This window comes from Bacillus sp. FJAT-27916 (genome assembly GCF_001183965.1).
Taxonomy (GTDB): Bacteria; Bacillota; Bacilli; order Bacillales; family Pradoshiaceae; genus Pradoshia.
On record NZ_LFZV01000001.1, the window covers coordinates 2,400,296 to 2,415,302 of the forward strand.

At 46.1% G+C, this 15,007-nt stretch carries 17 protein-coding genes; 2 read left to right on the plus strand and 15 right to left on the minus strand.

Annotation, left to right across the window (positions count from 1 at the left end; all coding sequences use genetic code 11):
• Nucleotides 1-570, plus strand: a 570-nt coding sequence (locus AC622_RS11675; RefSeq protein WP_049671214.1) for an IS3 family transposase, incomplete at its 5' end; no start/stop codon positions are given.
• 29 nt (nt 571-599) lie between these two features.
• On the opposite strand, the gene AC622_RS21035 is transcribed toward AC622_RS11675, so the two are convergent.
• The 14 genes from AC622_RS21035 to AC622_RS11740 form a co-directional block, all read right to left on the minus strand.
• Nucleotides 600-755 carry a hypothetical protein gene (locus AC622_RS21035; protein ID WP_231589519.1) on the minus strand — a complete coding sequence of 52 codons (156 nt, stop codon included), beginning with the start codon at nt 753-755 and terminating at the stop codon, nt 600-602.
• A gap of 347 nt (nt 756-1,102) precedes the next feature.
• Nucleotides 1,103-1,984: a phenylacetic acid degradation operon negative regulatory protein PaaX gene (gene paaX, locus AC622_RS11680; protein ID WP_049671215.1), complete on the minus strand. Its 882-nt coding sequence runs from the start codon at nt 1,982-1,984 to the stop codon at nt 1,103-1,105.
• 154 nt (nt 1,985-2,138) lie between these two features.
• Nucleotides 2,139-3,341: an acetyl-CoA C-acyltransferase gene (locus tag AC622_RS11685; protein WP_049671216.1), complete on the minus strand. Its 1,203-nt coding sequence runs from the start codon at nt 3,339-3,341 to the stop codon at nt 2,139-2,141.
• On the minus strand, nt 3,338-4,204 hold the full coding sequence (locus AC622_RS11690; RefSeq protein ID WP_049672930.1) for a 3-hydroxyacyl-CoA dehydrogenase: 867 nt from the start codon (nt 4,202-4,204) through the stop codon (nt 3,338-3,340). The genes AC622_RS11685 and AC622_RS11690 overlap by 4 nt, the downstream gene beginning before the upstream one ends.
• Nucleotides 4,205-4,286: 82 nt before the next feature.
• Nucleotides 4,287-5,783, minus strand: a complete 1,497-nt coding sequence (locus tag AC622_RS11695) for an aldehyde dehydrogenase family protein (protein ID WP_156185621.1) — start codon at nt 5,781-5,783, stop codon at nt 4,287-4,289.
• Nucleotides 5,784-5,888: 105 nt separating this feature from the next.
• Nucleotides 5,889-6,662, minus strand: coding sequence for an enoyl-CoA hydratase-related protein (locus tag AC622_RS11700; protein ID WP_049671218.1), 774 nt, complete (start codon nt 6,660-6,662; stop codon nt 5,889-5,891).
• A 12-nt stretch (nt 6,663-6,674) separates the two neighbouring features.
• Nucleotides 6,675-7,451: an enoyl-CoA hydratase/isomerase family protein gene (locus AC622_RS11705; RefSeq protein ID WP_049671219.1), complete on the minus strand. Its 777-nt coding sequence runs from the start codon at nt 7,449-7,451 to the stop codon at nt 6,675-6,677.
• A 1-nt stretch (nt 7,452) separates the two neighbouring features.
• Nucleotides 7,453-7,755: an EthD family reductase gene (locus AC622_RS11710; RefSeq protein WP_049671220.1), complete on the minus strand. Its 303-nt coding sequence runs from the start codon at nt 7,753-7,755 to the stop codon at nt 7,453-7,455.
• Nucleotides 7,756-7,773: 18 nt separating this feature from the next.
• Nucleotides 7,774-8,271 (minus strand): 1,2-phenylacetyl-CoA epoxidase subunit PaaD, encoded by a 498-nt coding sequence (gene paaD, locus AC622_RS11715; RefSeq protein WP_049671221.1) that lies wholly within the window; start codon nt 8,269-8,271, stop codon nt 7,774-7,776.
• A gap of 27 nt (nt 8,272-8,298) precedes the next feature.
• Complete coding sequence (gene paaC / locus AC622_RS11720) at nt 8,299-9,099, minus strand: 1,2-phenylacetyl-CoA epoxidase subunit PaaC (RefSeq protein ID WP_049671222.1); 801 nt, start codon at nt 9,097-9,099, stop codon at nt 8,299-8,301.
• Entirely contained in the window at nt 9,077-9,448 is a 372-nt protein-coding gene (gene paaB, locus AC622_RS11725) for a 1,2-phenylacetyl-CoA epoxidase subunit PaaB (protein ID WP_049671223.1), read from the minus strand. The genes paaC and paaB overlap by 23 nt, the downstream gene beginning before the upstream one ends.
• Before the next feature lie 15 nt (nt 9,449-9,463).
• Nucleotides 9,464-10,423: a 1,2-phenylacetyl-CoA epoxidase subunit PaaA gene (gene paaA, locus AC622_RS11730; protein ID WP_049671224.1), complete on the minus strand. Its 960-nt coding sequence runs from the start codon at nt 10,421-10,423 to the stop codon at nt 9,464-9,466.
• A 69-nt stretch (nt 10,424-10,492) separates the two neighbouring features.
• A complete protein-coding gene (locus AC622_RS11735) occupies nt 10,493-11,830 on the minus strand; it encodes a phenylacetate--CoA ligase family protein (protein ID WP_049671225.1) in 1,338 nt (445 codons plus the stop codon).
• A 190-nt stretch (nt 11,831-12,020) separates the two neighbouring features.
• Nucleotides 12,021-12,539, minus strand: coding sequence for a gamma carbonic anhydrase family protein (locus tag AC622_RS11740; RefSeq protein ID WP_049671226.1), 519 nt, complete (start codon nt 12,537-12,539; stop codon nt 12,021-12,023).
• A gap of 68 nt (nt 12,540-12,607) precedes the next feature.
• Here AC622_RS11740 and AC622_RS11745 point away from each other — a divergent pair, with 68 nt between their 5' ends.
• Nucleotides 12,608-13,576: an NAD(P)H-dependent flavin oxidoreductase gene (locus AC622_RS11745; protein ID WP_082197128.1), complete on the plus strand. Its 969-nt coding sequence runs from the start codon at nt 12,608-12,610 to the stop codon at nt 13,574-13,576.
• A gap of 47 nt (nt 13,577-13,623) precedes the next feature.
• Here the strand turns inward: AC622_RS11745 and AC622_RS11750 are convergent, their stop codons facing one another.
• Entirely contained in the window at nt 13,624-14,940 is a 1,317-nt protein-coding gene (locus AC622_RS11750) for an amino acid permease (RefSeq protein WP_082197269.1), read from the minus strand.
• Nucleotides 14,941-15,007 lie beyond the last annotated feature (67 nt).

The window sequence follows — 15,007 nt, forward strand, 5'->3', positions numbered from 1 at the left end:
TACCGTACGATGGCCAAGGCAACAGAGGTTCACCGTCAGGTACCCAACCATTTGAACCGCCAGTTTGACCAACAGGAACCAGGGAAAGTCTTCTTGACCGACATCACCTACCTGCAAATCCGCGGTGGGAAGACTGCTTATTTGTCTTGCGTGAAAGATGTGGCGACACGAGGTATCGTCGCCTATGAACTCTCGACAAGCCTACGGATGGAGATAGTCTACCGAACATTAACCAAGTTAGAAAGTTGTTATGGGAATCAATTACATCCAGAAGCAATGATTCATTCGGATCAAGGGTTTCATTACACGCATCCTGAATATCAATCTCGCGTGAAAGAGATGGGGCTCTTACAGTCCATGTCACGAAGGGGAAACTGCCTGGACAACGCCCCAATGGAATCCTTCTTTGGACATATGAAGGACGAAGTTCCTTATAAGGAGGCAAACAGTTTGGCAGAACTAAAATATATGATTGATGATTATATGGATTACTATAACAATACGAGAAAGCAATGGACATTAAAAAAGATGACTCCGGCAGCTTACCGAAGTCATCTCATCGCCGCATAAACACGGCACATCCCTTTTTATTAAACTGTCTACTTTATAGGGTGCAGTTCAGTGGTAGGTAATATAAACTTCTTCTTTTGATGAATTAGACTTTTGAATTCCTCTGTTTCTATCAATTCATCATACTTCTTTTCCCTTTGGACTAATGAATCCTCCGATTGTACAATTTGATTTTCAGCCTCCATCATACTCCTCCTGATATCACATATTTTTTTACAGCGTATTACCATGTTATATATTATAAACACCCCCTATTTGTAAGCGATTACATATGAGGGTGGAATTCTATAATGGATGAGTAAAATTCGCGGATTGATTTCCAATCAACTGTACAATTCAAAGAGGTGGAAAGATTAGTTTTAGGAATATTCAGATAATTACGAGCGTTTGTAATTTGTTATATTAAATATAGCATCAGTGGGAAAACATGTAAATATATCTCTTTATTTTTTGATAGAGAAGAACATACAAAAAAAGGAGTTATTCACTCCTTTTCTTGTAAAGAGAACTCACCCATTCTATAACGTCAGGATCACTCGCTTATATACGGATGAGCATAGGCATCATACTGTTTATCCTTATTCCTCAATTCATTATCTTTTTCAAAGATATGCTCGAAGAAGCGGGATGCCGGCTCGGCCAGCAATTCATAGTATTGCTTAAAGAGCATCGCTGCTGGGCTTCCGGACCATACTTCAGGCAGTAATTCCTTTGGCAGTCCTGGGTCTACGAATAAAGATTTACGATATTCATGCACCAAATAGGTTCTTGCCACAAAGCATTCCGCATCGCTCAATTGACCTTTTTGGAGCATATTTTGGTGGATGATATATTTTTCACTGTATTTCGTGATAAAGTCCTTGTACTTCTCATCCGTTTGTTCGAGTGACCAGCTTCGTCTCACAATGGATTCGAAGGAATGCGGACCCAAATATTCGGAAATAAAGAAATCCACATATTCCTCAATTTCATACTTTTTGAAAATGAGTTCAACCTCGCGTTCTAGATTGTTAGGGGTAATCCACACGCTGTTCGTGAAGCTGCCAAAGCCGCTCCAAATTAATTCCTTTCTGAGCTCATCCCTTAAGTGTCGTTTGTCCTCGGGAATGGAATAAATGAGAATTCGCCATTTCCCGTCCCAGGAGTGAGGCTTTACGCGGAAAATCCGTTTTCCGGCCTCATCAATCCGTTTGATGCCTTGCTCCGTCAGGAAATAATAGCTTTTATTGCCAATTCGCTCTGATTGGACCCAGCCGCTTTTGTACATACGGGACATAGCTACCCTGACTGCCTGCTCATTATGGCCAAATGCGTCAAGGAGCTGAATGAGGCTACCGACCCAAATTTTATTCCCATAATGTCGAATGTAATCTCCATATAACGTGAAAATCATTGATTGTGTATTGTCCGGCATGTCATCACTCTTTCTATCTGCCTATATTCAGTCTCACTGAAGAGCAGAGCGTCTATTTCCGTCGTTAGGAACGTTCAGGACGAATCCTATCTTCCGTACACTCCAATTAGTTTCATTTTATCATCTTTCTGTTATTTCAGTAAATTCAAAAAGGTCAGTCTGTTCCTTGGACAATAAGTGAGATGCCCTGGCCAACCCCTACACACATGGTTGCAAGCCCATACCTTGCCTCTGTCTTTTTCATCTCATGGATGAGCGTTGTGAGGATTCTTGCTCCGCTAGCTCCAAGCGGATGCCCAAGGGCAATTGCTCCGCCGTTCACATTTACCTTTTCAGAATCGAGCTCTAATTGGCGAATGCACTCCAGCGATTGGGAGGCGAATGCCTCATTTAGCTCAATCAGATCGAGATCTCCTGCTGTTAAACCTGCCCGCTTCAGTACCTTCCTCGTGGAATAGATTGGCCCAATTCCCATTACAGATGGCTCAACTCCGGCCGCGGCACTTGCTACATATTTTGCGAGCGGCTTAACACCAAGCTCCTGCGCCTTCTCAGCACTCATGATTAGAAGAGCGGAGGCACCGTCATTCACCCCCGAAGCATTACCGGCCGTAACGGATCCCCCAGCAAATATGGGCTTCAGACGGCTTAGCTTTTGGGCGGTTGTGTTAAAGCGTGGATGCTCATCTTGATCGATTCGCATTTGATTTCCTTTTCTGTCATGAAACTCTACCGGGACAATCTCATCGGCAAAACGATTTCCTTCAATCGCTTTCTGTGCCTTCGCCTGGCTTTCGGCTGCAAATTGGTCCTGGTCTTCACGGCTTATATGAAAACGCTCAGCTACATTCTCAGCTGTCTTCGGCATGGTTTCTGCCCCAAACATTTCTTCTAATCTTTGATTCGTGAAACGCCAGCCAATCGTCGTATCCTGCAGCTCCATTGACCCGCGCGGGAATTCCTGTTCAGGCTTTGCCATTACATAGGGGGCACGCGTCATGCTTTCGGTTCCGCCAACGATGAAGATATCCCCTTCTCCCATTGCAATAGCCCTTGCTCCATAGATGACCGCATCCAGACCTGATCCGCAGAGGCGGTTTATCGTTGTTCCTGCCACCTCCACTGGAAGCCCTGCGAGGAGAGCCGCCATCCGGGCGACATTTCTATTGTCTTCTCCTGCTTGGTTCGCATTGCCAAGTACGACTTCCTCGATTGTGGATGGCGCTATCTCTGGGTTTCGCTCAAGCAGGGCCTCGATGACAATTGCCGCCAAGTCATCCGGCCGAACGGCTTTGAGTGCGCCCTTATATCGCCCGATTGGTGTACGGACGGCATCAACGATGACTACTTCTCTCATTTCTCTTCCTCCTTATTTCGATAATCATAGACACCCCTGCCTGACTTTTTGCCTAATCGGCCGGCTTTGACGTATTGTTCCAGAAGGGGAGCTGGACGATATTTTTCCCCAAGCTTGCTATGTAGATAATTCATATTATTGAGCCGCGCATCTAAACCGACCAAATCAACCAGCTCAAATGGACCCATTGGATAGTTCAGTCCTAGTTTTATCGCTTTATCGATTTCTTCCGGAGTACCAAGCCCCTCCTGAAGCATATAAAATGCCTCATTTCCAACAAGGCAGCTGATTCGACTGGTGACAAAGCCAGGGAATTCATTAATGACGACAGTCTCTTTCCCCATTTTCTCTGCAACATCCTTCACAACCGCTACGGTCTCATCACTCGTTTCAAGTCCTTTGACAATTTCAACGAGCGGCATTTTGTGAACCGGGTTGAAGAAATGCATCGCAATGGTCTTCTCTGGACGATTAGCATAAGAGGCAATTTCTGTCGGACTCATCGTTGAGGTATTAGTGGCAAAATAACAATCTGCCTTCGCGTACTGTTCAATCGTTTCAAAGACCGCCTTCTTAATCTGTTCCTTTTCAGGAACCGCCTCAATGATCAGCTCTGCCTCTTCAGCTGCTTTCTCAAGTGAGGATGAAAAGAATAAACGTCCTTTCGCCTCCTCAGCCTTTTCCGGACTGAGCTTGCCATACTGAATCCCTTTCTCCATAATGGCTTCAATCTCTGTTTGGGCACTATCTAATGCAGCTGTATTCACATCAACAATCGTCACCCTGAAGCCGCCCACCGCTCCTGCATAGGCAATGCCTCTTCCCATGACACCTGAGCCTACTACCGTGATATTCGTAATAATAGCCATCTTCTCCTTTCATATTAGAAAGGCCATTTTTGCAAATGACCTTTCCGCATACTCTCACATTCTATTAATGAACGAATCACTGAATACCGAACGGGTTTAACGGACGGCTTCCATAATAGGAAACAATGCTTTTTGTCTCCGTATATAAGTCTAGTGTTTCTATACATAGCTCACGTCCGAAGCCGGATTGCTTGTAGCCGCCAAACGGTGTACCCGGGAACGCTGAGAATGGACAGTTAACCATGACGATTCCCGCCTGGATTTGATTGCCGACACGTGTAGCACGGGCCCCATCCTTTGTCCAGACAGCTGACCCGAGTCCATACTCTGTGTCATTAGCGAGTTTGATCGCTTCCTTTTCATCCTTAAAGGTCATGACAACAACAACCGGTCCGAAGATTTCTTCCTGTACCGCTTTCATTTCATGAGTCACATTTGTGATGACCGTCGGCTCATACCAATAGCCATTCTCATACCCTTCTACGACGGCTGCCTTGCCTCCTGTCAGGATTTCCGCTCCATCGGCAATAGCTGACTTCACATAACCGTCAATGACATCCAGCTGATTTTGGTCAATGACCGCACCTACATGGGATCCTTTACTGAACGGATCTCCTAATTGGAGCTTTTTCGTTTTCTCCGTAAACTTAGCGATAAACTCCTCATAAATATCCTCGTGGACATAAAGCCTTGACCTTGCCTCACAGGATTGACCAGTATTATAGAAGATTCCGTATAAAGACCCGTCTACTGCCGCATCGATATCTGCGTCCTCAAACACGATATTAGGGGATTTTCCGCCCAGCTCCAGCGTGACCCGCTTCAATGTCTGTGAAGCCTTGCCCATGATGTCCCTGCCGATAGGAGTGGAGCCGGTGAAAGCGACCTTATCAACCTTTGGATGTTCAACCAGATAATTGCCTACCTCAGATCCAGAACCTGGAATGATGTTAACCACACCGTTTGGAACACCGGCCTCTAAGCAGATTTCCCCGAGAATAATAGCGGTTAGCGGTGTTAAGGATGCCGGCTTCACGATAACTGAGCAGCCAGCTGCGATGGCAGGAGCAATCTTCCAGGCAGCCATCATCATCGGATAGTTCCAAGGAATAATTTGTGCGCAAACACCTACCGGTTCCTTTTCCGTATAGTTTTGAAATTGCCCAGCAACATTATTGACCGACCCGCGGTGTCCCACAATAGCGCCGGCATAGAATTCAAAATCCTCAATCGCCTGCATAACCTGCCCTTGAGCCGTTGAAATCGTTTTTCCGCTGTTCAATATCTCTAATTCAACTAATTCATTGAATCGGGCGCGCATAATGGAGGCAATCTTGTTCAATACACGGGACCGTTTATTGACCGATGTTTTTTTCCATTTTCCATGGTCGAACGCTTCCCTTGCTGCTTGCACAGCTTTCTCCGCATCCTCCTTCGTCGCCTTTGCCACCTTGGCAATCAATTCTCCAGTTGCTGGATTAAATGCCTCAATGGTCCCGCCGTTAGAGCTTTCCACTCGCTCCCCATTAATGATCAAATGATAAAAATCCCGCTTCATGTCCATTTGTTCCATTTGTCGTTTATCCTCTACTTTAGCTATTGGAATCTACCCCTTTGTCGTAATTTTTTGTTTGAATGGCACCTATTTACCTGCCCGTAAACGCCCGATTGGCTCACCTTACCCTCCAATGAAGTGAGGTTTTCGTTTTTCCAGGTAGGCTGTTACGCCTTCGTTATAATCCTTCGTTAAACCTGCTAAGCGCTGGCCTTCTGCTTCGACCTTTAAATACTGGTCAAATGACAGATGGTAAGAGGCTTCTAATGATTGTTTGATCAGGCCGATTGCCTTCGTTGGCTTACTGGCCACCTTCTCAGCAAAAGCAGCAACCTGCTCCTTCCATTCCTCTACCTCAATCACTTTTGTCGCGAGTCCCAGCTGTTCTGCCTGTGCAGCAGATACTTTCTCACCAAGCAAGGAAAGCTCGATGGCCTTTGCTTGGCCAATCATCCTCGTGAGATAATACAAATTCCCGCAGTCTGGTATTAATCCGATATTGACGAACGCATTTACAAAGCTTGCCTTCTCGGATACTAGACGGAAATCACAGGCAAGTGCCAGGCTGAACCCAGCTCCAGCAGCCACGCCATTGATGGCAGCGATTATCGGCTTTTCACAGTTGGCAATTTCCTTGATCATGGGACCATATGAATCAAGGAGAACATCCGCCAAATTCGTTTCAGGTGTTACCTCTGTTAAATCCTGCCCGGCACAGAAGGCTCTCCCCTCCCCTGTAATGACAATGGCTCGTACTTCCTGATTTTCCTCGGATTCTTTTACAGCCTGCTGGATTTCCTCATTCATCCTGCGTGTGAAAGCATTTAATTTCTCGGGCCGGTTCAACCCAATCCAGGCGACAGCGCTCTCAACCTTGTACTTTATGGTTTCATACATGGATAACACCCCTTATCTGCCGATGAAATTTGGTTTCCTTTTCTCTACAAATGCGTTCATGCCTTCCTTTTGATCCTCTGAGGCAAATAGCATGTAAAAATTCTTCCGCTCATATTGCATGCCCTCATAAAGGGAATAATCAACGGCCTTATGTACCGATTCCTTAATCAGCCGAACAGCAAGCGGTGCTTGAGCAGCGATGCGCCCTGCCATTCCTTTTGCTTCTTCAAGGACGTTCTCCGGCTCCGTTATCCGATTGATGATGCCATATTGCAGGGCCGTTTCGGCCTTTATTCTTTCCCCTGTTAACATCCATTCGAGCGCTTTCGTCTTCCCAACCAGTTTCGTCAGCCTTTGTGTTCCCCCGGCACCTGGCATCACCCCAAGTGTGACCTCAGGAAAACTGAAACGGGTATCACTTCCAGCCACTAAGAGATCGCAGGCTAAGGCTAGTTCAAATCCACCGCCGAGCACATATCCCTTAACCGCACCGATGATTGGTTTCTTCACGAGACTTAATCGGTCCCAATCCGCAAATTGATTGCGCAGCTCCATCTCGACAGCCGTCTCATCAGCCATCTCATCAATATCTGCACCAGCCGAGAAGGCTTGTCCATTGCCGGATATCAGGATGACCCGAACCGTAGAATCAGCGTCAAAGCTCTCTGCCGCCGTGACAATTTCATGGACCATTTGTCGATTTAATGCATTAAGCTGCTTAGGCCGGTTTAGGACAATATGGCCGATAGGGGCCTCAATCGATGCTTCAATGAATTGAAACCCGTGCATCTTACACTTCCTCGCCAATCATCAATGTGACTAAGTCACCTGCAAATCCCATTAAATCCTTGCCTGATGCCTTTCCTTCTGCAGAGCGCATGCCATTTTGAAGGGCTTCATGATTCTCATAGTACATTTCACAAAGAATATAGTAGTCAGACTCCTTGCCCATCGGCGTGCCGACAATTTTTGTTACTTCCATTCTTTGCAGGCCTGGAATCTTTTCTGTGATTGGACCGTGTACATTGAAATAATGTTCATCGAATGCTTCTTTATCCTTCGGTTGTTTATAGAGAGCGATTAATTTGACCATTTTTATTCCTCCATTTTTTTACATAGATTTAATCATTGGTTTCATTGCTTCAAACGGGTTCTTGCATGACTTGCAGTAAAGGATGCTTCTGCATGCCGTCGGGCCGAAAATATTCTCAAGCGTCACATAGGTTGAACCGCAGTATGGGCAATCTACATGCCAGGAGCCGTCATCGGCCATATGCTTTGGAGGAGGGGATATGCCAAATGCCTTTAAGCCTGCCTTGCCTTTTTCAGAGACGCGGTCAGAGGTCCAGGATGGCGAATGCAGAAACTCCACCTTTACCTCATTTGTGTGTGGCAGCTTCTTAAGGCTTGCCTCTACATTCTTCTGAATAATCGGCAATGCGGGACAACCGAGAAAGGTCGGCAGCATTTTGACGGTTATGCAGGAATCCGTAATAAGCACATCCTCGACCATTCCTAAATCAACCACACTGACTGTATTGATTTCGGGATCTTTCACGTCTTCAAGTGCCTCATAAACCTCTTCAGCTGTTATCAATCGATTTGTCATTTGTCATTCCCCTCCTATATCGCAGCCTTACCAGGATGCAGCTTTGTCGATTGCATATACTTCCCTTAACGTTTCAAGTGCTCGGTCTAAATCACCTGTATGCGTCCCTGAACGACCATCTCCTGAAGAGAGACTAAGCTCCACTCTCGTAAGACCAACGCTTTCCAGTGGATGTGCCAAGGCTTGATGCCATTTTTCAAGGAGAATATCCTCTTCTTCAATCAGCCCCTGGCTGACAAAGGCTTCCCCATATTCTCCATATGAGAATACTCCCTTGAAATCGCGTGATGTCTTCTCAATAGCCGCTTTCATTCTCGAAAGAGCCTCTTCATGACCTGAGCCCATTAATTGTATGAACCAGGTTCTCCAGTGCATTAAGTGGTAATGAAGCTCCATCCGCACCTTTGCGGCCACGTCAGCTAATGGCTGATAGGCGCTTGACTGCAGGGACTGGATCTTCAGCATTTTTGCCTGTGTATAGAAGTAATTTCTGACAACGGCAAAGGCCCAATCATAAGCAGGCTCGCCCATATAATGGCCGGGACCATTTTCAAGCTCCAGAATAATGGCATTACGCCGTTTTGAAGCCGGACGCTCATGGGCTAATTGATTGGCGTCCCCTTCACCAAGCTCCTCAAGCAATTGATAGAACATAGCTGCATGGCCCATCGTATCCTGCGTAATAGAGGCAGAGGCCACATCCTCTTCAATATGCGGAGCAAGCCCGAGCCATTCAGATCCCCTATAGGAATGGATAAAATCATCATCCGCCAATTGGTACAGCAGCTCTTTGACTGCATCCGTGTTAGCCATTTCCTCTTTTGACATCCTTCACACCTCCTGCCCATGACATGATCTCTTTCTCATCGAGCATTTCCTGTTCATACTGACGCCACTTCTTCTTCAGATAGCCATAGCCCTTCGTCGTCCGGTAATCCTTATTATCCAAGCGGACGAGCATTTGCTTCTCCTCATGGGTCATCTTCCGGATGCTGCTCGTTTTCACGACCCAAATATCTGCGACCGCTTCCCTCCGCATGAAATTCTCCTGAGCCATCATCATGGCCATCTCTTCATTCGGTGCAAGCAGATTAAACTGATATTGCACTGGACCTGTAGGGGTCTTACGGCTGAATACATCGTATTCCTCAAAAAAACTGCCTTGTTCGTTTGTCATGAATCTCACACTCCTTTAGTTCGCCTTTGGAGCCAGCGCTTCCCGTACCCATTGGTTCGCGGCATAGGAGCTTCTTCTTAGGTTTAAGCGCTCCTGTGATTTCGGTCCTTCATTTTTGGCAATGAGCTTTAGCTTCGTCCAGTCTGGCTGCCTATAAATCCATTTTTCTGTTTCTTCATCAAAACGGAGTGTCTCATCAGGAATCGTAAAGCCAAGGGAGCGGATGCGCTTCACATACTTGGTTAAGAAGGACTGTCTCAGCTGCTCATTGGTTTTCGTACGTATCCGGTATTTAATCGTTATATCCTGTTTCGATGCACCGATCTCATTCTTGCTTGGCGGACCGAAGAAGAGAAGCAAGGATTCCCACCAATAATCAATGGCATCCTGAACCATTTGCCTTTGCTCATTCGTCCCTTCGGCAAGAGCCATGATGATGGCTTCTCCGTGCTGGGCATGGAAGACCTCCTCTGCACAGATTCTTTGCAGAGCACGTGCATACGGCCCATAAGATGCACCAAGCATATCTGTTTGCGTGATGATGGCGGCACCATCCACAAGCCAGCCGATCAGCCCCGCATCTCCCCAGGATTTAGCCTCCATATGAAAGACATTATGAAACTTTAAATCTCCGTTAAAGAGGTCTTGCATGATGTCTTCCCGCTTCTTGCCATATGGCTTCATCAAGTCCTCCGCAACCCGCAATAATAATTGACCATGACCCATTTCATCCTGCACCTTTGCCATAATGCCAAGCTTTCGATGAAGGGTCGGTGCTTTCGGTACCCACTCCTTTTCGGGGAGCGCTCCCATAATTTCACTGATTCCATGCATGGAAATCAGCTTAATCAACGTATTTCGGTAAATTTCCGGCATCCAGTCATCCGCTTCAATCTTTTCCCCATTGGCAATCCTTTGTTCAAACCGATGAAGCTTTTCTTCATCCTCGGTCATCGCTGGTAGCATTTCTGCCATGTTTCTTTTCACTCCTTCATAACTATTATTGAAATATCGTTATTTTTCTGTTATATAAATCAACAAAATTCATCCTTGCGTTTCTAACTGGATGATCTCTGAGCGTTTATCTATGACTCTAATGGCTTTCCCTTCAGAGCGGGGAATGCTTCTTGGCGGCAGGATTTGAACGGCCATCGCTACGAGGCAGTTATTCTTCATAGATTGGTAGACGTCCTTTGCAAGCCTATTGATCTGCGGGTGATGCAAATCACCGCCGACTGTTTGGAAGAATGTCTCACTGACCTCTACATGCAAGGCTAATTCATCAAGGACACCATTCTTATGCAGGTGGACTTGGTAATAGGGAGAAAGCTCCGTAATCCGCAGTAAATGATGCTCAATTTCTGAAGGAAAAACATTTACGCCGCGGATGATAAGCATGTCATCTATTCTGCCCTTGATACGCGCCATCTTTGTAGTGGTCCGGCCACATAAGCACGTTTCTCTCTTAATGGCGGATAGGTCTCCCGTCCGGTAGCGAATGATTGGCAGTGCCTCTTTCGTCAAGCTTGTAAAGACCAGTTCCCCGACTTCTCCATCTGGAACAGGCTCCAATGTGTTCGGGTCAATTACTTCCACCAAGAAATGATCATCGGCAATATGGAGACCGTCCTGTGCTTCGTGGCACTCCATTGAAATCCCAGGGCCCATTACTTCACTCAATCCATAAATATCACAGGCTTTTATGCCGAGTTTATCCTCGAGTGTTTTTCGCATTTCCTCTGACCAAGGCTCCGCTCCGAAAATGCCGTATTGCAGGGATGTATCCGCCGGATCTAATCCAAGCGTCTCCATTCTCTCAATGATATTCAAAATATACGAGGGTGTTCCTGCAATGACCGATGGCTTGAAATCCTCTATTAACCCAATCTGCCGTTCCGTATTTCCCCCTGATACAGGGACGGTTGCCATCCCAAGCCGTTCAGCTCCATAATGCAGGCCGAGACCGCCAGTGAACAGGCCATATCCGTATGCGTTATGAAAGACCTCACCGCGATTGCCGCCTGCAATGGAGATGGAGCGAGCGACTAGGTCTGCCCACATGTCAATGTCCTTTTTCGTATAACAGACAACGGTCGGCTTTCCGCTCGTACCCGATGAAGCATGGATTCGAACAATTTCTCCTTGGTCTACAGCCGTTAATCCAAATGGATAATGCTCACGAAGATCGGTTTTCTTCGTAAATGGGAGTCTCTTTAAATCAGCTAATGATGTAATTGATTCCGGCAGCAGGTCAAGCTCTTCGAATTTTTCCCGGTAAAAAGATACGTTCTCATAGACCCTTTTCACTGTTTCTTGCAGTCTCGTTAACTGAATTTCCTCTATCCGGTCCTTGGACATGGTCTCAGCTTCATGGAGAATCATCTTATTCCTCCTTCACACTAATTAAAGCGCTTTCATATAATAAGAAAAAATAAAACATATAACGATATATTTGTCATCGATGTGAATTCGTTATATAAAAACTAACACACTATCACAATTTTGTAAATAATTAGAAAACATTTTTTTACGATAAAAAATCGGCGGACTCATTTATCCGCCGAATACCTTTTTATTGATGACTGAGAATCTCCTTGAATTCCTTTCCTTTCTGAACATAGGTGTCAATGGAAAGTTGAATAAGCTGGAGATCCTTCTCATTCAGCTCCCTCACAACTTTACCTGGTGAACCGACAACTAGTGAGCGCGGCGGAATTTTCTTCCCTGGTGAGATTAATGTATTGGCGCCGATGATGCATTCTTCCCCAATCTCTGCCCCGTCCAATATCGTTGATCCCATTCCAATGATGGAACGATTGCCAATTGTGCAGCCATGCAAGATTGCATTATGGCCGACAGTCACTTCATCTCCAATATTTAAAGGCTGGCCCTCATATAAATGCAAGGTCGTATTATCTTGAATGCTTGTCCGCTTTCCAACCACGATTGGACCTTCGTCCCCGCGCATGACTGCATTGAACCAGACAGATGATTGCTCTCCGATTGACACGTTTCCAATAATGTATGCGCCTGGTGCAATGAAAACAGACTCATGAATGACCGCTTCTTTTTTGCCATAAGGTACTATCATACAAAAACCTCCTAAATTGCCATAATTTTCATTTTATTATAACATAAGTGAAAAAAGGAGAAGATGATTTGAAAACAATTGGTGAATTATTACATATTCCTTATCCGATTATCCAAGGAGGCATGGGAAACATCAGCAACCCCATCCTCACCGCTGCTATTTCAGAAGCCGGGGGGCTTGGCACAATAGGTGTCGGCACCCGTACCCCAGAAGAGATTGACCAAATGATTCTGGAAGTAAAGGAGCGGACAAACAAACCTTTTGCCCTCAACATCCCGATTACTGTGACAAACTACGCAAAAGAAATGGTTGAACTCGCCATTGCTCATCATGTTCCAATCGTTACCCTTTCTGCCGGAAACCCCGGTAAACTAATTCCGATTCTCCATAAGGAGGGGATCACGGTTATCGTTGTCGTCGCCTCAGTGAAGCATGCCCGAAAGGCAGAGGAAGCTGGTGCTGACTTGCTCGTGGCAGAAGGCTTTGAAGCAGCTGGCATTAATTCAAGCCTTGAACTCACGACCTTCACCTTGATACCTCAAATCGTGAACGCTGTCCAAATACCAGTCATAGCAGCCGGCGGCATTGGTGACGGCCGCGGAATGGCCGCAGCCATTACCCTTGGGGCAAGCGGAATTCAAATGGGTACTCGGTTTATTGCCACTAAAGAAGCTCCCATGCATGAAGCGTATAAGCAAAAGCTGCTGGATGCCGCGGATACAGATACGTTGATCTTCGGACGAACAGTCGGCAGAGTCAGACGAATCCTTCATACCCCTTATGCAGATAAACTCATGCAAACCGAGCAGCAAGGCTTGACACTGGAAGAATACGCCAAACTGACAGATGAGGACAAGCATGTCCTTGCCGCCATGGAAGGTAATCTAGAAGAAGGCTTCCTCAACAGCGGACAGGTTGCTGGTCTGATTACGACGATTCCTTCTGTCGAGGAGCTGCTCAAAAGCATGATGGAAGAAGCTGCCCTGCAGCTGCAAAAAGGAACCAATCTGCTTAAAGAACACAGCTCCTTATCCTAATATCATAAAAAACCATGGACCCCTATCCGGGACTATGGTTTTTTCTTTTATAGAATCGCCTTCTCCTCCGTAACGGCTGGTTCCTTATCACGAAACTTCACGATGGAGATGACAATCAGCGTGCCAATCGTTAACAGACAGGTAATGACGCTTGGGCGATGACTATCGTTGAACATAAAGATCACCGTAATGACACTTAAGGTCAATGCCGTAAAGCCGGAAATATACGGATAACCCCAGATTCGAAAGCTTGGCTGCTTTGGATAGGATTTGCGGAGCTTAAGCTGTGCAAGAGTAACACTAATCCACACGAGTGAGACAACAAAGCCAGGAAAAGCCATCAATAAGGTAAATACCCGGTCCTGCGCAAAGAAAGCAATCATCGAACCGCCAACAAGAACAGCTGCACTGAACATTAGGCTGTAGAATGGAACTCCTTTAGAGGTGACATGTCCAAAGGACTTAGGAGCCTCTCCCCCGGTTGCGAGGGAATGCAGCATCCGCGTACAGCCGTATAAACCAGAGTTAGCAGCCGAGAGAACGGCCGTAATTAAGATGAAGTTCATAATATGGGCCGCCCCTTGAAGTCCGGCCATCGATAATACTTGTACAAATGGACTCGATGTATCGCTGATTTGATTCCAAGGTATGAGTCCGCAAATGACTAAAATAGGGAGCGTATAGAATAAGATAATTCGCCAGATGAAGCTCTTGATTACCTTCGGAAGAACCCGCTCCGCATCCTTCGCTTCATTTACGGTAACCCCGATTAATTCAGAACCCCCGTAAGAATACATAACAATGAGAAGGGCCGCAAAGATGGATGTCCACCCATTCGGGAAAAAGCCGCCATGTCCGGTGAAATTCTGCAGATAATTCGATTCATTGCTCGGAATGATTCCAAATAAAATACTAGCCCCAAGGACGATAAAGACCATGATCATCGTGATTTTAATCCCGGCAAACCAGAATTCGAACTCTCCATAATTCTTGACATTCATCATATTGATGCCGATTACGAAGGCTGTACAAGCAAGGCTTAAAACCCATAACGGGATCGATGGGAACCAATACTGCAGGAAGCTCCCTGCCACAACCACCTCGATGACACAGACGGCAAGCCACATGATACAGTACATCCACCCGACGACAAAGGAAACCCGCTTCCCAAACGCCTTATGTATGAATCCTTTCATATTTGTGTTCGGATAAACAAGAGCCATCTCTGCAATGGCTCCCATCACAACTAGCAGGAGCAGGCCGGCAAATACATAGGTTAATATAACCCCCGGCCCTGCGAATGTGACGGTCTCGGCACTGCCCTTAAAGATACCTGTGCCAATCGCTCCGCCCATCGCCATCATCGTAATATGGCGAGGCAAGAGTCTTTTTTGAAGCATTTCATTTTGATTCGAAATCACAACCACTTCC

Coding starts and splice junctions, on each gene's coding strand:
- AC622_RS21035 (WP_231589519.1), bottom strand. CDS start 755: ATGGAGGCTGAAAATCAAATTGTACAATCGGAGGATTCATTAGTCCAA.
- paaX (WP_049671215.1), bottom strand. CDS start 1,984: ATGCCGGACAATACACAATCAATGATTTTCACGTTATATGGAGATTAC.
- AC622_RS11685 (WP_049671216.1), bottom strand. CDS start 3,341: ATGAGAGAAGTAGTCATCGTTGATGCCGTCCGTACACCAATCGGGCGA.
- AC622_RS11695 (WP_156185621.1), bottom strand. CDS start 5,783: ATGGAACAAATGGACATGAAGCGGGATTTTTATCATTTGATCATTAAT.
- AC622_RS11700 (WP_049671218.1), bottom strand. CDS start 6,662: ATGTATGAAACCATAAAGTACAAGGTTGAGAGCGCTGTCGCCTGGATT.
- AC622_RS11705 (WP_049671219.1), bottom strand. CDS start 7,451: ATGCACGGGTTTCAATTCATTGAAGCATCGATTGAGGCCCCTATCGGC.
- AC622_RS11710 (WP_049671220.1), bottom strand. CDS start 7,755: ATGGTCAAATTAATCGCTCTCTATAAACAACCGAAGGATAAAGAAGCA.
- paaD (WP_049671221.1), bottom strand. CDS start 8,271: ATGACAAATCGATTGATAACAGCTGAAGAGGTTTATGAGGCACTTGAA.
- paaC (WP_049671222.1), bottom strand. CDS start 9,099: ATGTCAAAAGAGGAAATGGCTAACACGGATGCAGTCAAAGAGCTGCTG.
- paaB (WP_049671223.1), bottom strand. CDS start 9,448: ATGACAAACGAACAAGGCAGTTTTTTTGAGGAATACGATGTATTCAGC.
- paaA (WP_049671224.1), bottom strand. CDS start 10,423: ATGGCAGAAATGCTACCAGCGATGACCGAGGATGAAGAAAAGCTTCAT.
- AC622_RS11735 (WP_049671225.1), bottom strand. CDS start 11,830: ATGATTCTCCATGAAGCTGAGACCATGTCCAAGGACCGGATAGAGGAA.
- AC622_RS11740 (WP_049671226.1), bottom strand. CDS start 12,539: ATGATAGTACCTTATGGCAAAAAAGAAGCGGTCATTCATGAGTCTGTT.
- AC622_RS11750 (WP_082197269.1), bottom strand. CDS start 14,940: ATGATGGCGATGGGCGGAGCGATTGGCACAGGTATCTTTAAGGGCAGT.